Origin of the sequence: Streptomyces sp. LMG1-1-1.1 (assembly GCF_040815545.1) — a bacterium.
Taxonomy (GTDB): Bacteria; Actinomycetota; Actinomycetes; order Streptomycetales; family Streptomycetaceae; genus Streptomyces.
In genome coordinates, this window is the sequence record NZ_JBFPNH010000032.1 from 110808 (window position 1) to 129973 (window position 19166).

Below are 19166 nucleotides of genomic sequence, written 5' to 3' on the forward strand. Positions count from 1 at the left end.
TCCCCGAGGAGTACGCATGAAGATCGCCCGACGGCGCGACGGGTGGTCCGAGATGTTCGTGACCGACGAACCGTGGGATCCCGCGTACGCCGAGCGGTTCGAGGACGGCACATGCGACGGGCTGGTCATCGGAGCGCCCACACGCCGTAAGACGGGTCCCGCCACCGACCTCGCCTTCCTGCCCGACGTCACCGGTCTGCGCAGCCTCCGCGTCCTGAGCGGTGTCCCGGACCTCTCCCCCGTGACGCGATGCCCCGGACTCGTCCGGCTGCGTCTGCCCGCGTCCACCACCCAGGAGCTGGACCTCTCCGGGCTGTCGGAACTCCGGGAACTGGAGACCCCGTGGCCCGTCGTGGCCCGGTCCCTTCCCCTGCTGGCGTCCCTCGACGACCTCGTCCTGCCGGAGTGGAAGGGCGCGTCCCTTTCCGCGCTCGGCCCCAAGCAGGCCCTGCGGAAGCTCCGGCTCGAAACGAGCCGCAAGCACGTCACCGACATGGAAGGCGCCGGGCTCTTCCCGGCCCTCCGCGAACTCCGCCTCTACGACGGCCGGCTCGCCCGCCCCGAGCTGCTGGCCGAGGCGGCGGCGCTGGAGGACGTGTCCCTGCTCTCCGCGAAGACCGACACGATCGCCTTCGTCTCCGGTCTCGCCCTCCTCCAGCGTCTTGAGCTGGAGAACAGCGGCGACATCGCCTCGCTCGTCCCCGTCGCGGACCACCCGGCACTCCGCGAGGTGATCCTCTCCGGTTCGACGCGGGTCGTCGACGGCGACCTCTCCCCCCTGCTCGACAACACTCGACTGGCCTTCGTCGCCGTCGAACGCGGCCACGCCCATTACAGCCACGCACCGCGCGAGGTCCGCAAGGGCTGACGGCTTCGCCGACCGTCCGACCGATCGTCCGTCGCGAATGCGGTACGGCGCGGTGCGGTGCCGTGCGGTGCGGTGCGGACGTTACGCGGGCGCCGGGTCACCACCTCATGCCCGCTGCCGCACTAGGGTCGGATCCCGTCGCAGGCGATCCCCAGCTGGCGCGGCCCGCGCAGTACGGCGTTCTGGCGGTACGGGGGCGGGTCGTCCAGGAGGCGGGGGTTCTCCAGTCTCCGGGCCAGCTCCGACAGGGCGAGTTGGGCCTCCAGTCGGGCGAGGGGCGCGCCGAAGCAGCTGTGGATGCCGCTGCCGAGGCCGAGGTGCTGGACGTCCGGGCGGTCCGGGTCGAAGCGGTCGGGGTTCTCGAAGCGCTGGGGGGGGTCGCGGTTGCCGGAGGCCAGGAGCAGCCAGAGGGTGGAGCCCTTGGGGATGGTGACGCCGCGGACCTCGATGTCGGCGAGAGTGGTGCGCTGGGGCAGCAGCTGCACCGGCGGCTCGAAGCGGAGGAGTTCCTCGACGATGGGCACGGCCAGGCGCGGTTCGGTCCTCAGTCGCCGGAGGACGTCGGGGTTGCGCAGCAGGGTCAGCATTCCGTTGGTGATGAGGTTGACCGTGGTCTCGTGCCCCGCGATCAGGAGCAGGGCCGCGGTGCTGAGCAGTTCCATCGTCGTCATCGGGCCGTCCTGGCCCTTGGCCGTCGCCAGCTGGGAGAGCATGTCGTCGCCGGGGTTCTTGCGGCGCTCCTCGATCAGGCCGGCCAGGTACATGCCCAACTGCATCCGGGCCTCATGAGCGCCCTTGCCGCGCTCGGCGGGATCGGCGTCCGGGTCGGGGTCGAGGCTGGCTGCGAGGGTGTCCGCCAGTTCCGGGCGCATTCCGTCGACCCGGTGGGGAGAGTGCGGCGGGCCGAAGTGCCGGTTCGTCATGCGTCGCAGCCGGTCGTGTTCCGGCGGGTCGAGCCGGAGGAAGCTCGGCGGCAGGGCGCTCTCCTCGGAGTCCGACTCGGCCAGCGGGTCGGCCCGGTTGGCGTAGTCCAGGATCTGGTGCAGCAGGGTTTGCGTCATGGCAGGTCCTTGTGGCCGTGCGTGTCAGTGCGCGGGGATGAACGTCATCCGGCGGTCGGCCGGCGAGTATCCGCTGAGGGTCACGGTGGGGCCGTGGCTGGGGACCGAGGGGTCGGGGAAGTCCGCGTCCATCGGCCGCTGTCCGTCCGCGTGCCGGTCGACCGTGGGGAACTGCGGCGGGAACGGCGCGGTGCTCTCGATGAGTTCCTTGTAGAACGGCAGCCACCGGCCGTGGTCGAAGGAGACGGCACCGATGACGCGCCCCTGGTATCCGTAGACGCCGACGAACCGGCGGCTGCCCAGGAAGCCCTGTGAGATCAGGATCTCCGTCGCGATCGACGGCACCCCCACCGACTTGATGTTGACGCCGAACTGGGAGGACCAGAAGGCCGGCACGTCCATGTGCGGCAGCCGGTCGACGCTCTCGCTGACCATGTTGTGCGCCGCGATCCCGGCCTGCGCGACGGCGTTGCCCCAGTGCTCCAGCGAAAGGAACTGGTAGCCGAACAGGGGGTGGGGGCAGCGGGCGACGTCGCCCGCCGCGTAGACGTCGTCGGTGACGATTCCGCGGATGTCGAAGGCCCGGCAGCCGGCGTCGCAGGCGATGCCGCGGGGACCGGCCCCGAGCCCGGAGCCGTTCAGCCATTCGGTGTTACGGATGGCTCCGAGCGAGACGACCACCACGTCGGTCTCCACGGTGGAGCCGTCGGACAGATGCGCGACGCGCACCCGCCCCGAGGCGTCGCCCTCCAGAGCGGTCACCATGACCCCGCACCGCAGGTCCACGCCGTTCTCGCGCTGGAGGTCGGCGGCCACCGCGGCGACCACCCCGCCGAGTGCGCCGACCAGGGGCGCGGCACCGCGTTCGGCGACGCACGGGCAGGCCGCGTTCGCGGCAGGCGGAGGCGACCTCCGAGCCGGCGAAGCCTCCCCCGATGACGAGGACCCGTCGGGGTCCGTCGTCGAGCCGCCGGGCGAGCGCGGCGCCGTCGTCGCGGGTCCGCAGCACGAAGACGCCGTCGAGTTCCGCCTCCTCCTCGCGCGGCCACGGCCGCGCCCGGACACCGGTGGCGATCAGCAGCCGGTCGTACGGTTCGCAAGCCTCGTCGCCGATCATGGTCAACGACCCCGCGAAGCCCTTGGCCCGCAGGGTCTCGGCAGCCCGCAGTCCTGCCAGGGAGGCGCCGACGACGACGATCCGGCCCTCGCGTCTGAGCTGCTCCAAGGCTCCGTCACCGACCACCGGGCACCGCCTCGGCCGGCTCGTCCACGGCATCGACGAGGACGGCCTGCACGGGGCAGGCCGCGGCGGCCTGGGCCAGCTTCTCGCGCTGCGCCTCGTCGGCGTCCGGGTCGTACAGCAGCGCCTCTTCGCCGTGCATGGTGAAGATCTCCGGAGCGAGGAACGCGCACTGCGCGTACCCCTGGCAGCGGTTCAGATCGACGGCAATGCTCACCACGGGATCGGTCCTCTCCAATGGCCCGGTCAAGCCTCCTGCGCCACTCTTGTCGGCCGGGACGGCCACAGCGACGGGGACCGGACCGTTCGAGTGATGCATGGGATTCGAGTGATTCGAGTGACGGTGCGGCCCGATCAGGCCGAGGCCGCGGGCCGTGGCGCGACGGAATGCCGACCCCGCAAGCCGTTCAGATACCCGACGGCGACCAGCGGGCGCGGAAGGACGCCGAGCCGGCGGCCGATGGTCGAGGTCGTGATGACGAACACCGCGGCCATCCGCATGGCGTAGGTGGTCAGCAGGGCGTAAGCGACAGCGCGGCCGAACGAGGAGCCCTGCCCACCCCCTCCGCCCCGCCGCTCTCGTCGAGCACGCTCCAGGCCGCCGCCGCGGCCCCGAACAGCGTGGCCACGAAGACCAGACCGCTGCCGAGGAACACCGTGGAGACGAACTGTCCTCGCGCTCGCCCCCCTGCTCGCGCAGGGCACCCATGAACGCCTCGCACTACCCCGCGCCGACTCCTTCCATGATCCGCCCCGTGCGGGTGAAGTGCCGTCCGAGCAGGGCCCGTGCGATGGCGTCGGAGATCGGCTGTGCCGTGTGGTCCTCGTAGAAGCTGTAGGCGGGACTGGGGTTGACTTCGAAGCAGAAGAACTCGCCGTCGTCCGTGAGGACGAGGTCGATGCCGGCGAGGGCGAGGCCCAGCGCGGCGGCGAGGTCCACGCAGCGTCGCGCCAGTTCGCGGGGCGGGGTCCATGGCGTGAGGTCGGCACGACCGCCGTATCGGCCGGCGTAGCGGTAGTCCACTTGGTCGGTCTCGATGCGCGTGGCGAAGACCTCTCCCGCGACGACGTGCACGCGGATGTTCACGCCGGAGATGTAGCGCTGGAACTGGACGGGGCACGAGCGGATCCGCGGCAGCCGGGCGGCCGCGTCGTCGTCGAGGAGCCGTACGATCGAGCGCACCGCACTGATCGACTTGTAGACGACCTGGCTGTGCCGGTCCCGGAAGGCGAGGGCGAGGTCGGGGTCGTCGGTGACGAGGGTCTCCGGGACGCGGAACCCGGCCTGGTAGGGCTTGGAGCGGTTGGTGGCCGCGGCGGAGGCGCGGTTCATCACGCGTCCCGCGGCGCGGCGGCCCCGACTGCACGGCGTGAGCGACGCTCTGTTGAGGACGGGGCGGCATTCCGGACGGCGGGCGGCTGGCGCGCACCAGGGAGGCCGACGTCTCGGCGTCGCCTGCGCGCTCGAACGCCCCAACTCAGAGGCGCCGTTCGACGCTCGGCGACTCGTGAAGCCGCGGCTCGTGCAGGCCCGGGGCGGACTCCGCGACGGTACGGCGCCGGGCTTGCACTCCGCAGTCGGCGGAGCTTTCCGGATGCTCTGCGTGGCGTCCCGCGGACGAGGACATACTCACCGTCAACGTATCGCCGCCAGACATACGGAGTGTGACGGACTGCCGGTCTCCTCCTTGATCCACGGCGGAGCCAAGACCATCGACTCCTCCGCGCGGCGCGCGACGACGACGGCGCCGCGGCGGCCCTCGCGGCGTCCGTCGTCAACTGACTCAACTTCTTTGTGGCGGCGGGTTATGAACCCGTGCCCGCCTTGGCTGTTGCTGTGTGGGTTGTACCCGGGGAGCCGGCGGACTCCCCCGAGGCCGCCGCCTTCCGCAGACCGGTCGTCACAGTCGAGCGTTCCGCGTGCCGTTCACGTGTCGAAGGGCCGGACGGGCCGTGCGCCTCAGGCGTCGCGTCGGCGCAGCAGGAAGCCGCCGGTGAGCAGGGCCGTTGCCGTCCAGGCCGCGAGGACGGCGAGGCCGTGCCAGGGGCTGATGGGGAGGTGGTCCAGGTCGGTGGTGGATTGGACGGCCAGGCCGGCGGACATGGGGGCGAGTTGTTGGAGGTGGCGTTGTAGGTCGGGGTCGTTGACCACTTGGGCCACGACGGGGAAGAGGTAGAGGAGGCCGAGGACGATGCCGATCGCGGTGGCGCCTTCGCGGACCGTTGTCGCCACGCCGAAGCTCAGGAGGGCGATCAGCGCGAGGTAGAGGACGGAGCCCACGGCGGCGCGCAGCGTGGGTTCGTCGCCGAGGGAGAGGGGTGTGTAGCCGTTTTCCGTGGTGAAGCCGTTGCCCGGGAGGAGGGAGCGGCCGGCGAGCAGGGCGGTGAGGACGGCGAGGGTTCCGGTGGTGAGGACGGCCGCGGTGAGGACCGCTGCCTTGGCGGTGAAGGCCGTGAGGCGGCGGGGGACGGCCGTGAAGGTGGTGTGGATCATCCCGGTGGAGTACTCGGCGGTCACGGTCAGGACGGCGGCGATGGCGACGACGGCTTGGCCGACGATGACGCCGGTGAGGGAGAGGCGTACGTCGTCCTCGCCGCAGCCGGGGGCGGGGCAGGTCACGGTTGCGGCCGTGGCGGCGCCGGCCGTCACGGTCAGCAGCGCGGCGAGGAGGAGGAGCGGGAGGGTGCCGCCGCCGGCCCGCAGTTTCGTCCACTCGGCGTGCAGGGTGTGCCTCATGCGTCGCTCCGGCGGAGCCGTGTCAGGGCCAGGGCGAACGCGAGCGCGGCGTAACCGCAGAGGACGGCGAAGCCGGCCCAGGGGGCGAGTGGGGCGTAGCCGGTGGAGGGCTCGTACACGGTCAGGACCTGGGGGTATCGAGGGAGTGTCTGTTGGATGGCGAAGCCCGCGGCCGGGGTGACGCGGAGCAGCCATTCCGAGGCGCCCGCGGGGAGCACGGCGGAGGTGGCGAGCAGGTACGGCAGGACCATCGCGGCGACGACCGCGGCGACGGCCGCAGCGGCGCGCCGGAGCAGGGCGCCGAGGGAGAGCGCGAGGACGGCGGTGGCGGCGAACAGGAGGGCCGTGCCGACGGTGACGCGCAGTGCGGTCGACGTGTCGACGGGGAAGACCCGGAAGCCCCGGCCCTCGGCGCCTTGTTCGCCGAGCGGGACGACCAGGGCGGCGGCGAGTCCTGCGGCGAAGGCCGTGGAGCCGACCGTGACGGCCTTGGCCGTGAGGACGCGCCCGCGAGCCGGGTGCGCGGTGAGCGTGGTGCGGATGAGCGTGCGCCGGTACTCGCCGGTGACGAAGACCGTGCTCACGGCGATCACCACGATCAGCCCGGCGAATCCGCCGACGAGGAAGTTCTCCAGGGAGTACGCGGGCCCCATGGCCGGGCCGCCCACGACGGGGGCGATATCGCCGGCTCCGGTCACCGTGAGGGTGCCGGCGGACTCGGTGTAGCCGCCTTTCATGGCGTTCGAGTAGCTGCCGGACGTGCCGGCGTCGCCGCCCACCTGGGTGCCTCGCCACGTGGTGCGTGACCAGGTGCCCTGGAGGACGGGGCGGCCGAAGGTACCGGTGGCCACGGCGGGGCCGAACCCCACGCCGACCGGGGTCTCCTGCCTGGCTTGCGGGGAGGCCGCGAACAGTCCGGCCTGCACCCTGCCGCCCAGCCCGGTGAGGCGGGTGGTGCCGACCCGGTTCCAGTGCGCGCCGTCGGCGGAGACGTAGCCGGTGAGCGTGGCGCCGTCGCGGACGAGCCGCAGCCATCGCGGGCCCGGCCCTGGGGTGGCGGCGGGTGCGGCGCGATCCTGGGTGTAGTCGTACTGCATCCGTACGCCGTGGCCGCCGGTGAGCATGAGTGCGGCGTAGGGGGATCCCTGGGCGAGGTCCTTCTTGACGATGATTCCCGCCTTGGCCCATGGCTGGGCGCTTCCTTCGGTGTTCCGCCGGTGGCCGTCCTCGGCGCGTCCGGTCAGCGAGACCACGGGCACCGTGATGCTGCCGTCTCCGTCGAGGGTGCGGTGGACGAAGTAGAAGCTGTCGTTGACGGCCTCCCCGCCCGGCCCGGTGGGGAAGCCGCTGGCGGCGCCCGATGGGCCCGACCCTCCCGGAGCGGCCGTGCCGAGCAGTCCGACCACCACCGTCGCGAGCGCCGCGCCGACGATGCCGAGCACCCAGCCCCGTACCGTACGGAATTTGGTCCACTCGGCGTGGATCAGACGGGCGAAGGCCTTCGTACGGGTCATCGCGCACCGTCCTCGGCCGGTGTGCCGCGGTACTCGACGGCGTCGCGGGTGAGTTCCATGTACGCGTGCTCCAGCGTCACGCGGTCCGCGGACACCGCGGCGAAGGGCACCGCGCCGCCGCTGAGGACGGCCACCACCTGCTCGTCGGCCAGTCCCGACACGCTGAGGGTGTCGTGGCCCGTGGCCACCACGGTCGCCCCGGCGCGGCGGAGTACGGCCTCGGCGGGTGCGGCGGCGGAGGTTCTCACGGTGATCCGGCCGCCGGAGCGGGAGGCCAGCAGCTCCCCCACACCCGTGTCGGCGACGACCCTTCCCCGGCCGATCACCACGAGGTGATCGGCCGTGTCCTCCAGCTCGCCCATCAGGTGGGTGGAGACCAGCACCGCGCGGCCCTCCCGGGCCAGCTTGCCGAGCAGGCCGCGCATCCACACGATGCCGTCGGGGTCCAACCCGTTGAACGGCTCGTCGAGCATGAGCACGGGCGGGTCGCCGAGCAAGGCCGCGGCGATGCCCAGCCGCTGCCGCATACCGAGGGAGAAGCCGCCCGCCCTGCGCCGGGCGGCCTGGCCCAGACCCGCCTGCTCGATGACCTCGTCCACCCGACGCGCGGACAGGCCCTGCGAGTGCGCCAGCCACAGCAGATGGCCGCGGGCGGTACGGCTCGGCTGCAACGCGGAGGCGTCGAGCAGAGCCCCCAGGTGCCGCAGCGGTTCGCGCAGGGTCCGGTACGGCCGCCCGCCGACCAGGGCGCCGCCCGCATCGGCCGCGTCCAGGCCGAGGATCACGCGCATCGTCGTGGACTTCCCGGCGCCGTTCGGGCCGACGAAACCGGTGACCTGGCCCGGCCGGACCGCGAACGTCATGCCGTCCAGGGCCACCTGTGGACCGAAGCGCTTGTGTACGTCGACGACCTCGATCGTCGCGCCGATGTCATGGTTCATGCGCCCAACCTGCGGCCCGGCCCGTAACAGGGGCCGAACGGTCGCCGTCATGCCGCTGTTAGGCCGCGTGTCGGGAGTGTTCATCGACGAGGTGGGCCGTGGGTGGCCCGTCACGCGTCTCCTGTCATCCACCTGGGGAAACGACGTCTTCCAGTGTCCGGGCCACCGGGTAGACGCGCTCTGTCGGAAACAGCCGCTGTGCCTTGCCGGCGCGCCCGCTTCGCATCAGTGCCGAGGCTTGACGGACCTGGGGGGTGAGGTCGGTGAGGCTGACGATCCAGTCGTCGGCGAACGTGCGGATCAGGTGGACGGCGCCACGAAGCGGCCCGCCCGCAGTGCCGCGTCAGCGATGGCGGGTGAGTACGCCTGATAGACCACGATGGTGCGAGCGTCGTAGTCGGCACGAATCTGATACTGGGGCGTCATGCGCCGCACCCTGCCAGCTGGTCCGCCGAAGCGGCGAGCCGATTTCGCCTCACCCGGAGGCCGGTTCGAAACGCACCGCTGGGCCAGGCACTCGTCGTACGTCATGCACCCACTGTCGCCCAGTCCCCCAGGGGGCGTGATCCGTCCGGGCGGAGCGCCGGTACCGTGGAGGGTCGTTCCGTCTCCCCGTACGCTCGCCTGCCCGCCGGCGGTGTGCCCGCCCGACAGGTCTGCCTCCCTTGCCCGACTCCGCCGTTTCCGCAGCCGCCCGGCTGCGCTCCCTCCGTCCGTCCTGGCTGTCACCGAAGGTGCTGCGTACCGAGGTGCTCGCCGGGCTGGTGGTCGCGCTGGCCTTGATACCGGAGGCCATCTCCTTCTCGATCATCGCCGGCGTGGACCCGGCGATCGGCCTGTTCGCCTCGTTCACGATGGCCGTGACGATCGCCGTCGTCGGCGGCCGACCCGCGATGATCTCCGCCGCCACCGGGGCGGTGGCGCTCGTCATCGCACCGCTCAACCGGCAGCACGGCTTCGGGTACCTCGTGGCCGCGGTCGTCCTGGCCGGGGTCCTCCAGATCGTGCTGGGCGCGCTGGGCGTGGGCAAGCTGATGCGGTTCGTCCCGCGCTCGGTGATGGTCGGCTTCGTCAATTCCCTGGCTATCCTGGTGTTCATGGCCCAGGTGCCGCAGCTGACGCACGTGCCGTGGGCCGTGTACCCCCTCTTCGCGGCCGGGTTGGCCCTCATGGTGCTGTTCCCGAGGATCACGACCGCGGTCCCGGCTCCGCTGGTCTCGATCGTGATCCTCACGGTGATCACCGTCGCCGCGGGCATCAGCGTGCCGACCGTCGGCGACGAGGGAGCGCTGCCGTCGTCGCTGCCCGTCCCCGGGCTGCCGGACGTGCCCTTCACGCTCGACACCCTGGCCACCGTCGCCCCGTACGCCTTCGCCATGGCGCTCGTCGGGCTGATGGAGTCCCTGATGACGGCGCAGCTCGTCGACGAGATCACCGACACCCGCTCGTCGAAGACCCGCGAGGCCGTCGGGCAGGGCATCGCGAACATCGTCACCGGCTTCCTCGGCGGCATGGGCGGCTGCGCCATGATCGGCCAGACCATGATCAACGTGAAGGTGTCGGGTGCCAGGACCCGGCTGTCGACCTTCCTCGCGGGCGTGTTCCTGATGGTGCTGTGCATCGCCTTCGGCCCGGTCGTCTCGGACATCCCGATGGCCGCCCTGGTCGCCGTCATGGTCATGGTCTGTTTCGCGACCTTCGACTGGCACTCCGTCGCGCCCGGGACGCTGAAGCGGATGCCCGCGGGCGAGACCATCGTCATGGTCGTCACCGTGGTGTGCGTCGTCGCCACCCGCAACCTCGCCGTCGGCGTGGTCACGGGGTCCGTCACCGCGATGGTGGTCTTCGCCAAGCGCGTCGCCCGGCTCGCGGACGTCACCGCGGTCACCGACCCCGACGGCGGCCAGGTCGTCTACGCCGTCACCGGCCAGCTGTTCTTCGCCTCCTCCAACGATCTCGTCGGCCGCTTCGACTACGCCGGGGACCCGGACAGGATCGTCATCGACCTCTCCGCCGCGCACATCTGGGACGCTTCCTCGGTGGCGGTGCTCGACGCGATCGAGCACCGCTACGCCCAGCGCGGCAAGACGGTCGAGATCACGGGCCTCAACGGCCCCAGTGCCCGACTCCACGACTCCCTCAGCGGCGAGCTCACCTCAGCCGGCTGACACCGGAACCGGGCAGGTCCAGGGTGACGGAAGTCTTACGGCGCGGCGCGGCCGAGGCCTTTCGGCACGTGGTGTCCGTAGCGTGCCCGTCATGCGCGTACTCGTCACAGGCGGAGCCGGATTCATCGGCTCGCACATCGTCACCGCTCTCACCGCGGCCGGGCACGAGCCGGTGGTCCTCGACTCCCTGCTGCCCGGCGCCCACCGGGTGGCCCCCGAGCCTCCCGCCGCGGAGTTCCTCCACGCCGACGTCAGGGACGCGACGGCGGTGGAGGCCGCCCTCGACGGCGTCGACGCGGTGTGCCACCAGGCCGCCATGGTCGGACTCGGCAAGGACTTCGCGGACGCCCCCGCCTACGTGGGTTGCAACGACCTCGGCACGGCCGTGCTGCTCGCGCGGATGGCCGAGGCGGGAGTACGCCGGCTGGTCCTCGCCGGGTCGATGGTCGTGTACGGGGAGGGCCGGTACGAGTGTGCCCGTCACGGAGTCGTCCGGCCCGGGCCCCGCCGCCCCGACGACCTCGCCGCGGGACGCTTCGAACCGCGCTGCCCCGGGTGCGGATCCGACCTCGCCCCCGGGCTGGTCGACGAGGACGCGCCGGCCGACCCCCGGAACGTGTACGCGGCCACGAAGCTGACCCAGGAGCACCTCACGGCCGCCTGGGCCCGCGCGACGGGCGGGACCGCGGTGTCGCTGCGCTACCACAACGTCTACGGCCCCGGCATGCCTCGCGACACCCCGTACGCCGGCGTGGCGTCCCTCTTCCGCTCCGCGCTCGCGCGCGGCGAGGCGCCCCGCGTCTTCGAGGACGGCGGTCAGCGCCGGGACTTCGTCCACGTGCGCGACGTCGCCGCCGCGAACGTCCTCGCGCTGGAGAGCACCGGTAGTCGGCCCTCCGGCTCCCTCACCACGTACAACGCCGGCAGCGGCGACCCCCACACCGTGGGCGAGATGGCGACGGCCCTCGCCCGTGCCGGCGCCGGCCCGACGCCGGTGGTGACCGGCGAGTTCCGGCTCGGCGACGTCCGGCACATCACCGCCGACTCGTCCCGGCTCCGCAGGGACCTCGGCTGGCGGCCCGGGGTCGGCTTCGCCGAGGGCATGGCCGAGTTCGCCCTCGCTGACCAGCGCGCCTCGGCGTTGCTCGGCTGACCTGGCCACGGCGGGGCCGGCGGCACAGAACGGGACGGCGCGGGGCATGGGCCCGTCATGGGGAGCGCCGGAGTCCGCCGCGCACAGGGCGCTTCTCCGCCGGGCGATGCCACGCACGGGACGGCGCGGGGCCCACCCTCGCGGGCGTCCGCCCGCGCCCGCGGGCAGCCCCCTCCGCCCGGCGATGCCCCGCCGGGCGGAGGGGCTCCCGCCCCTCCCGACAGGGCCCGCCCCCGCGTCCGTCGCTCCCGTCGCTACGTCACCGACACTTGCTCCTGCGCCGCGGGGAGGGTCACCTCGAACGTGCAGCCGCCGGGGACGTTGCGGACTTCGGCTCTGCCGGCGTGGGCCTCGACGATGCCCCGGACGATGGCCAGGCCCAGTCCCGCGCCGGCCGGTGGGGTCCGGGCCTCGGTGCCGCGCCAGCCGGTGTCGAAGACGCGCGGCAGGTCGTCGACGGGGATGCCGCCGCAGCCGTCGGTGACGGACAGCACGACGGAGTCGGCACGGCGTTCGGCGGCGACCGCGACCGTTCCGTCGGCCGGGGTGTGCCGGATCGCGTTGACGAGGAGGTTGGCCAGGACGCGGGTCATCTCCTTGCCGTCGACCTCGACGGGTACGGGGGCGACCTCCTCCCCCACCAGCCGTACTCCGTGCTCGCGGGCGAGCGGGTCGGCGCCGCTGAGCGCGTCGCCCACCAGGTCGTACACGGAGACGCGGCTCGTGCTGAGGGAGAGCGCACCGGCGTGGATGCGGGAGAGTTCGAACAGGTCGGTGACCATGGCGGCGAGGCGATCGACCTCGGTGCGGATCTGCCGGTGGTAGCGGGCGGGGTCGGCGGCCATGCCGTCCTCCAGGGCCTCCGCCATCGCCCGCAGGCCGGCGAGCGGGGTGCGCAGATCGTGGGAGATCCAGGCGACCAGCTCACGGCGGGAGGCTTCGAGGGAGCGCTCGCGGGCCCGGGACGCTTCGAGTTTGGCGCTGGTGACGGCCAGCTCGTGGGTGAGGGCGGCGAGTTCGGCCGTGGCGGCGCCGTCGGGGGCGGAGAAGCTGCCGCCGTCGCCGAAGTCCCGCGCGGCGCGGGCGAGGGCGCGGCTGCGGGCCACCACCCAGCGGCCGAGGACGAGGGCGGTGCCGAGCGAGACGAGGGCCGCCATCGCCACCACGACCGTCACGACCCACAGGTCGTGCGCCGACAGGAACATCGCCTGGGCGACGGCGAGCGTCCCGGCGAGCATGGCGGTGACCGTGACGGCGGCGACGACCGTCAGGGAGACCGCGACCGAGCGGCGCCGTACGAGCCGCAGGACGACGGCACCGGCCGCGCCGGCGCATACGGCGCCGGCCAGAGCGAACGCGGCGATGAGGAGTACGTCCTTCACGCCGCCCCCTCCTCGCGGCCCGCTTCGAAGCGGTAGCCGACACCCCACACGGTCTGGATCAGGAGGGGCCGTGCCGGGTCGTCCTCGATCTTCGACCGCAGCCGGCGGACGTGCACCGTGACCGTGGACAGGTCGCCGAAGTCCCAGCCCCACACCCTCCGCATCAGGTCTTCCCGGGAGTGTGCCGTCCGGGGGTGCTCCAGGAAGAACGCCAGCAGATCGAACTCCCTCAGCGTGAGGGCGATCTCGGCGCCGCGCCGTGTCGCCCGTCTGGTGGCGGGGTCGACGACGAGGTCCCCGGCCCGCAGCCCCGGCCGGACGACGGCCCCGGCCGCCGACCGGCTGCGGCGCAGTACGGACTCCACGCGCAGCACCAGTTCGCGCGGGCTGAACGGCTTCGTGACGTAGTCGTCCGCGCCGACCTCCAGGCCGGTGATCCGGTCCTCCTCGTCGCCGCGCGCGGTCAGCATGATCACCGGCACCGGCCCGTCGGCGCGCAGCCGGCGGCACACCTCCAGACCGTCCAGGCCGGGCAGCATCAGGTCGAGGACGACGAGGTCCGGTCGGCGTTCCGCGGCGCGTCGCAGGGCGTCGGTGCCGTCGCCGGCGTGCTCGACGGTGAGGCCGGTCCGCTCCAGGTAGCCGGTGACGACCTCGGCCACCGTCGGGTCGTCGTCCACGACCAGGATCCGGGCCCGGTCCGCCGGGCCGGTGTTCTCGTTCATGCCGCACAGCGTCGCACCCGCGGGGACCGTCCGGCCATGGCTTCCTGGGGCACCTCGGGTGACGTCCGCGTTTCGTAAGGACTTCCGCGGCCCCGATCCGCCGCTCACTTCCTACGGTGGGTCCCGTGACCTTGACCGTAGACGTCGTCCTTCCCTGTCTCGACGAAGCCGAGGCCCTGCCCTGGGTCCTCGGCCGCGTCCCCGCCGGATGGCGGGCCATCGTCGTGGACAACGGCTCCACCGACGGATCGGCCGCGCTCGCGGCGGGCCTCGGTGCCACCGTCGTCCACGAGCCCCGGCGCGGGTTCGGGGCCGCCTGCCACGCCGGGCTCCTGGCCGCCGAAGCCGAGTTCGTCTGCTTCTGCGACTGCGACGCCACGCTCGACCCCGGCCTCCTGGCGGGCTTCGTCGAAGCCGTGGCGGGAGGCCGGGGCGATCTCGTCCTTGGCCGGCGTCGTCCCACCCGACGGGGTGCGTGGCCCGCGCACGCCCGGGCGGGGAACCTGGCGCTGTCCTGGCTGCTGCACCGGCGCACGGGGGTCCGGTTGCGCGACCTCGGTCCGATGCGCGCCGCACGTCGCGAGGCGCTCCTCGGCCTCGGGCTCACCGACCGGCGCAGCGGCTATCCCCTCCAGATGGTGGTGCGGGCCGCCGACGCGGGCTGGCGGGTCAGCGAGGTCGACGTGCCGTACCTGCCCCGGTCGGGCCGCTCGAAGGTCACCGGCACCTGGCGGGGGACGTGGCAGGCCGTGCACGACATGCGCAGGGTCCTCGACGAGCCGCCGCTCGCACCCGTGGCGGGTGTCCGTCCGTGACCACCCTCCTCGTCATCGCCAAGCAGCCGCTGCCCGGCCGGGTGAAGACCCGCCTCACGCCCCCGTTCACCTCCGAGGAGGCCGCTTCGCTCGCCGAGGTGGCCCTCGCCGACACCCTGGGTGCCGCGGCCCTGGTCCCGGCCGCGCGACACGTGCTGGTCCTCGACGGGGAGCCCGGTCCGTGGCTGCCGCCCGGGTTCGAGGTCGTCCCCCAGGCGGCGGGCGGGCTCGACGAGCGGCTCGCCGCCGCGTTCGCCGGCTGCGCCGGACCCGCCCTGCTGATCGGCATGGACACTCCGCAGGTGACCCCGGAGCTGCTGGCCCCCGCACTCCGGTGGGACGCATACGACGCCTGGTTCGGCCCGGCCGCGGACGGCGGCTTCTGGGCCCTCGGCTTCGCCGACCCTGTCGCCGTCGCCGCCCCCGCGCTCCTGCGCGGCGTACCGATGTCGCGCCCCGACACCGGCGCCGTCCAGTACGAGCGGCTGCGCGCGGCCGGGCTTCGCGTCGGCGCGCTGCCGCTCCTGCGCGACGTGGACACCGCGGACGACGCGCGGCGGGTGGCGGCGGAGGCGCCCGGCACGCGTTTCGCCGCACGGCACGCCGAGTTGACGGCCGCGGTGTCGGAGGTGGGCGCGTGACGGCGGCGACGGCGTGGCGCTCCGACCCGTACACCGACGCGCTGCGGGCAGGCCGCGGGCCGCTCTTCCTGCGCCGCGACGACGGCTGGCTGCTGCCCCTGGAGGTCGAGCGCTGGTGCGAGGCCCCCGACGAGGCCGACCGGTCCGTCCTGGACCACTGCCGGGGCGCCGTCCTGGACGTCGGCTGCGGCCCCGGGCGCCTCGTCGCCGCCCTCGCCGTACAGGGCAGGCGAGCGCTGGGCATCGACCTCAGCCCGGCGGCGGTGGACCGCACCGTACGGCTCGGCGGGACGGCCCTGTGCCGCTCGGTGTTCGCCCCGCTGCCCGCGGAAGGCCGCTGGGACACGGCCCTGCTCATCGACGGGAACGTCGGGATCGGCGGCGACCCCGCCGCCCTGCTGCGGCGGCTGCGGGAGATCGTGGCGCCCGCCGGGGCCGTGATCGCCGAGTGCGTGCCCGTGGACGTCGACGAGCGCTGCGAGGTCCGCGTCGAGGACGGCCGGGGCGGCAGCGGGGCGCCGTTCCCCTGGGCGCGGGTGGGCACGCGGGCGCTGGCCGCGCACGCCGCTCAGGCCGACTGGAGCGTGGCGACGCGGTGGACGGTGGCGGGCCGCCCCTTCCTGACCCTCGTGCCCGAGCAGTCCCCGGCGGCCCGCCCCTGACCTCGGTCGGCCTCGGGGCGGGTACGCCACCGAGGCCGACCCGTCACCGGCGCGCGCAGCATCCTCACCACCGTGGCCAGCCTCCTCACCACCGTGGGTGGCCTTCTCGCCAGGGCCGGCAGCCCTCTCACCGCGGCGGGACGTCCCGGCGGCGGCGTACGAGGTAGAGCACGCCCGTCACCACCGCGACGGCGGCCAGGACGATCGCCAGGTTCCGCCCGTACGGAAGGGGCAGCACCGACGGGTTGGCCGGCGCACCGGGGCGTACGAGCAGCGGCAGCGTCACCAGGAGCACGCTGCCGGCGACGACCGACGCGCCGCGCAGCAGCCCCCGTCGGCTCCGTCCGACCAGGAGCAGTCCCACGCCGAGGACGAGCGGCGCGAGGATTCCGTCGTGCAGGACGAGCGCGCCCGCCAGCCACACCAGCACACCGAGCGGCTCCGGTTCGCCGGCCGTCAGCCACGCCCCGAGCCCCATCAGGGCGAGTCCGACCCCGCCGATCCCGTACCTGAGCGTCCGCATGCTCCTCACAGCACCTCCAGCCGGTGAACCCACTTGGTCTGCAGCACGCCCGGCCGGCCCGGGGCGATGATCCGCGCCGGGAAGCCGTGGTCCAGGGAGAGGGGCTGCCCGTTGAGCGTGAGCGCGAGGAGGGTGAGCGGGTCGTCGGCGTACGCGGCGCCCAGCTCCGTCACCCGGTAGGCGCCGCCCGCCTCCAGTGAGGTCACCCGGAGCGCCGCGGTGCCCGGCAGTCCGCCGGCCCGCGCGAGGAGCTCGCGCACCCGCACCCCGGCCCAGTCGGCGTCGACGCTCCAGCCCTCGACACAGGCGATCGGCAGCCGGACGTCCACCTGTGGCACCGCCCGGAGCTCGGCAAGGGTGAGCGCGTACGGACGCGGGCCGACGACGTCGAGTCGCCACTCGGCCAGGCGGTGGGCCGACACTCCGGCCGCCGCGGCGGTCCGGTTCACCGGCAGCCCCTGCGGGCCGTGGTCCGGGTGCCGGGGCGCGAGCATGTCGAACGCCTTCAGCGGGGTGAAGGACTGACCGACCGTCGTCAGCGTCACCACGCCGATCGCGCCGCCCGTGGCCAGGAGCAGCGAACGCCTGTCGACGGCGTCCTCCGCCGGCAGCGCGAGCGTCCCTGCCGAGCGCCGACCCCAATGGTCCCTGATCTCAGGGGCCTTGACCGCGATGTGCAGCAGGATCGAGCCGACGGCCAGCCAGGCGACGGCGAAGTGCACCGGGACGAACGAGAAGGGCCACGGATACCACTCCACGATGTTGAGCAGCCCCGTGACGAGTTCGAGGACGGCGGCGGCCACGAACACGGCGACGGACAGCCGCTCCAGGGCGTGCCGCACCGACCGGACCGGCGGCCACACGAACAACCGCGGGTACACCGCCCACAGTTTGACCAGGAGCAGCACGATCGCCGCCAGCCCGGTGGCGACGTGCAGGCCCTGGGTGAACGCGTATCCCCCCACAGGCCGCCCGGGCAGCCGGTCCGCGAGCCAGGCGGGCGGCCGCTGGAGGTAGTGGCTGACGATCCCGGTCGCGAAGCAGACGGCGAAGGCGAGGCCCAGCCACCGGCCGACGGACGTCGCCGTGCGGGCGTCGTGGAGCGGGCCGCGGAAGACCGGGGGTCGGATGATCTCGGCCGGCATGCGGCGCGGCCTGGGCTCGGGGGAGGTCATGCCCTCCATGACACCGCCGGGGCGGGCCCCGTGGGGGCTTCGACACCTTACGAAACCCGAACGCCCCGACGGGTCGCCCGTCCCCAGGCCGGGGGCGCTGCCAGGCTGCGCCCATGCCTCGTGTCAGCCTCCTCACCCGTGCGGTCCTCGTCACTTCCCTGGTCCTCGCCGCTCTGACCACCGCGCTGCTCGCCCTGCTGGACGGCCACACGACCGGTGTCGGCTTCCTTACCGGGTACGCGGCCGCGTGGGGCCTCTTCGCCGTGGCCGTGCTCGCCCTGCGCCGTGCCCCCGTTCGCGCGGTGGTGCCCCTGGTCCTGGCGGGGGCGGTAGCGGTGGCCGTCACCGGGTTGGTGGCGCCGCCGCGTACGAGCACGGACTCCTACCGGTACGCGTGGGACGGCCGCGTGCAGGCCGCCGGAATCTCCCCGTACGACCACGCCCCCGGCGACGCCGAACTCGCCGGGCTTCGCGATCCCTGGCTCTTCCCCGATCGGGGGGCCTGCGCGCGGAGCGGTGGCCTGGCCGGGCTCGCCGACGGCCTGTGCACGCGCATCAACCGGCCCGCCGTCCACACCATCTACCCGCCCGTCGCCGAGGGCTGGTTCCTTCTCCTCCACGCCGCCTCGCCGTCGGATGCCCGTCACAAAGCCCTCCAGATCGGAGGGGCCGCCCTGTCCCTGGCCGTCACCGCTCTGCTGCTGCTCGTGCTGCGCCGTCGGGGCGATCCTCGCCGGGCGGCCTGGTGGGCGTGGTGTCCGGCCGTTCCCGTGGAGGGCGTCAACAACGCCCATGTGGACGTCCTCGCCGTGCTCCTCTCGGTCGCCGCGCTCGTCGTGGTGGTCCGGCGGCGCGCGGTGGGCGGGGCACTGCTCGGTCTGGCCATCGCCGCGAAGCTCCTGCCGATGCTGCTGGTACCGGGGGCGCTGTCCGGGGTGCGGAGCCCTCGTACGGCTTTCACGGTCCTCGGCACCACCGCCGCCACGGTCACGGCCGTGTACCTGCCGTACGTGCTGCTCTCGCACGGCTCGGTGCTCGGATACCTGGGCGGCTACGCGGAGGAGGAAGGCTACGACGACGCCGGCGCGGGCGGCCGGTACGCCCTGCTGCGCCTCGTACTGCCCGACGCGTGGGCGCTGCCCGCCGCCCTGCTCGGTCTCGCCGCGGTGTCGGCCCTGGTCGTCCTGCGCGGGGATGCCGAACGCCCGTGGCGAGGTGCCCTGGTGACCACCGGGACGGCGTTCCTCCTCCTGACGCCCGGCTACTCCTGGTACGCCCTGCTGCTCGTCGCGCTCGTGGCGCTCGACGGCCGCTGGGAATGGTCCTGTGTCGCCCTCGCCGGCGCGGTCGCCTACCTCTCGGTTCCGGTCGCGGGAGCGGGCGTCGTGACGGCGGCGTACGGCACGGCGGCGCTCGCGGTGTGCGCCGGCGCGTGGCGGCGGCGTCGCCCGGGAGCGTACGGCCCCGACTCCTCGTCCCTGTCGGCCGAGCCCCGCGAGCCCGGCATGGTCGGCAAGACACCCTCCGGGGCGCGTATCGAGCCGTGATCACCGGGTGGTCC

General features: G+C 73.6%; 18 protein-coding genes and 2 pseudogenes. 7 read left to right on the forward strand and 13 right to left on the reverse strand.

The genetic code is table 11. The features are described from left to right. The first annotated feature begins 16 nt into the window (after positions 1 to 16). On the forward strand, positions 17 to 868 hold the full coding sequence (locus tag MRBLMG1_RS18750) for a hypothetical protein (RefSeq protein WP_367825206.1): 852 nt from the start codon (positions 17 to 19) through the stop codon (positions 866 to 868). A 122-nt stretch (positions 869 to 990) separates the two neighbouring features. Here the strand turns inward: MRBLMG1_RS18750 and MRBLMG1_RS18755 are convergent, their stop codons facing one another. From MRBLMG1_RS18755 to MRBLMG1_RS18795, 9 genes and pseudogenes are all read right to left on the reverse strand, one after another. Next, positions 991 to 1929, reverse strand: coding sequence for a cytochrome P450 (locus tag MRBLMG1_RS18755; protein ID WP_367825207.1), 939 nt, complete (start codon positions 1927 to 1929; stop codon positions 991 to 993). A 24-nt stretch (positions 1930 to 1953) separates the two neighbouring features. Next, positions 1954 to 3205 (reverse strand): annotated as a pseudogene (locus tag MRBLMG1_RS18760) (NAD(P)/FAD-dependent oxidoreductase). After that, positions 3162 to 3386, reverse strand: a complete 225-nt coding sequence (locus MRBLMG1_RS18765) for a ferredoxin (RefSeq protein ID WP_367825410.1) — start codon at positions 3384 to 3386, stop codon at positions 3162 to 3164. The pseudogene MRBLMG1_RS18760 and the gene MRBLMG1_RS18765 overlap by 44 nt, the downstream one beginning before the upstream one ends. Positions 3387 to 3523: 137 nt before the next feature. Then, positions 3524 to 3664 (reverse strand): hypothetical protein, encoded by a 141-nt coding sequence (locus MRBLMG1_RS18770; RefSeq protein ID WP_367825208.1) that lies wholly within the window; start codon positions 3662 to 3664, stop codon positions 3524 to 3526. Between the two features lie 226 nt (positions 3665 to 3890). Further along, positions 3891 to 4502: an ATP-grasp domain-containing protein gene (locus tag MRBLMG1_RS18775; protein WP_367825209.1), complete on the reverse strand. Its 612-nt coding sequence runs from the start codon at positions 4500 to 4502 to the stop codon at positions 3891 to 3893. A gap of 627 nt (positions 4503 to 5129) precedes the next feature. Beyond that, on the reverse strand, positions 5130 to 5906 hold the full coding sequence (locus MRBLMG1_RS18780; RefSeq protein WP_367825210.1) for an ABC transporter permease: 777 nt from the start codon (positions 5904 to 5906) through the stop codon (positions 5130 to 5132). Next, positions 5903 to 7420 (reverse strand): hypothetical protein, encoded by a 1518-nt coding sequence (locus MRBLMG1_RS18785; RefSeq protein WP_367825211.1) that lies wholly within the window; start codon positions 7418 to 7420, stop codon positions 5903 to 5905. The genes MRBLMG1_RS18780 and MRBLMG1_RS18785 overlap by 4 nt, the downstream gene beginning before the upstream one ends. Further along, a complete protein-coding gene (locus tag MRBLMG1_RS18790) occupies positions 7417 to 8361 on the reverse strand; it encodes an ABC transporter ATP-binding protein (RefSeq protein ID WP_367825212.1) in 945 nt (314 codons plus the stop codon). Before MRBLMG1_RS18790 ends, MRBLMG1_RS18785 begins: the two co-directional genes overlap by 4 nt. A 124-nt stretch (positions 8362 to 8485) precedes the next feature. Next, positions 8486 to 8787, reverse strand: a pseudogene (locus MRBLMG1_RS18795) (DUF4291 family protein). Positions 8788 to 9026: 239 nt separating this feature from the next. On the opposite strand from MRBLMG1_RS18795, the gene MRBLMG1_RS18800 reads away from it, so the two are divergent. Beyond that, entirely contained in the window at positions 9027 to 10529 is a 1503-nt protein-coding gene (locus MRBLMG1_RS18800) for a SulP family inorganic anion transporter (RefSeq protein WP_367825213.1), read from the forward strand. A gap of 91 nt (positions 10530 to 10620) precedes the next feature. Continuing rightward, positions 10621 to 11682, forward strand: coding sequence for an NAD-dependent epimerase/dehydratase family protein (locus MRBLMG1_RS18805; protein ID WP_367825214.1), 1062 nt, complete (start codon positions 10621 to 10623; stop codon positions 11680 to 11682). Positions 11683 to 11936: 254 nt separating this feature from the next. On the opposite strand, the gene MRBLMG1_RS18810 is transcribed toward MRBLMG1_RS18805, so the two are convergent. Together MRBLMG1_RS18810 and MRBLMG1_RS18815 are read right to left on the reverse strand one after the other, a co-directional pair. After that, entirely contained in the window at positions 11937 to 13064 is a 1128-nt protein-coding gene (locus MRBLMG1_RS18810; protein ID WP_367825215.1) for a sensor histidine kinase, read from the reverse strand. Next, positions 13061 to 13789, reverse strand: coding sequence for a response regulator transcription factor (locus MRBLMG1_RS18815; protein ID WP_367825216.1), 729 nt, complete (start codon positions 13787 to 13789; stop codon positions 13061 to 13063). The genes MRBLMG1_RS18810 and MRBLMG1_RS18815 overlap by 4 nt, the downstream gene beginning before the upstream one ends. A gap of 125 nt (positions 13790 to 13914) precedes the next feature. Here MRBLMG1_RS18815 and MRBLMG1_RS18820 point away from each other — a divergent pair, with 125 nt between their 5' ends. From MRBLMG1_RS18820 to MRBLMG1_RS18830, 3 genes are read left to right on the forward strand one after another with little or no spacing between them, the layout of a single operon-like run. Continuing rightward, entirely contained in the window at positions 13915 to 14604 is a 690-nt protein-coding gene (locus MRBLMG1_RS18820) for a glycosyltransferase family 2 protein (protein WP_367825217.1), read from the forward strand. Beyond that, positions 14601 to 15245, forward strand: a complete 645-nt coding sequence (locus MRBLMG1_RS18825) for a TIGR04282 family arsenosugar biosynthesis glycosyltransferase (RefSeq protein ID WP_367825218.1) — start codon at positions 14601 to 14603, stop codon at positions 15243 to 15245. The genes MRBLMG1_RS18820 and MRBLMG1_RS18825 overlap by 4 nt, the downstream gene beginning before the upstream one ends. Then, the gene (locus MRBLMG1_RS18830) at positions 15242 to 15907 is read left to right on the forward strand and encodes a class I SAM-dependent methyltransferase (protein WP_367825219.1); all 666 of its coding nucleotides are present in this window, start codon (positions 15242 to 15244) and stop codon (positions 15905 to 15907) included. Before MRBLMG1_RS18825 ends, MRBLMG1_RS18830 begins: the two co-directional genes overlap by 4 nt. A gap of 127 nt (positions 15908 to 16034) precedes the next feature. Here MRBLMG1_RS18830 and MRBLMG1_RS18835 read toward each other — a convergent pair whose 3' ends face one another. Next, positions 16035 to 16430: a hypothetical protein gene (locus MRBLMG1_RS18835; RefSeq protein ID WP_367825220.1), complete on the reverse strand. Its 396-nt coding sequence runs from the start codon at positions 16428 to 16430 to the stop codon at positions 16035 to 16037. Between the two features lie 5 nt (positions 16431 to 16435). Further along, a complete protein-coding gene (locus tag MRBLMG1_RS18840) occupies positions 16436 to 17605 on the reverse strand; it encodes a molybdopterin-dependent oxidoreductase (RefSeq protein WP_367825221.1) in 1170 nt (389 codons plus the stop codon). Positions 17606 to 17718: 113 nt separating this feature from the next. On the opposite strand from MRBLMG1_RS18840, the gene MRBLMG1_RS18845 reads away from it, so the two are divergent. After that, positions 17719 to 19152 carry a glycosyltransferase 87 family protein gene (locus MRBLMG1_RS18845; RefSeq protein WP_367825222.1) on the forward strand — a complete coding sequence of 478 codons (1434 nt, stop codon included), beginning with the start codon at positions 17719 to 17721 and terminating at the stop codon, positions 19150 to 19152. Positions 19153 to 19166: the final 14 nt, after the last annotated feature.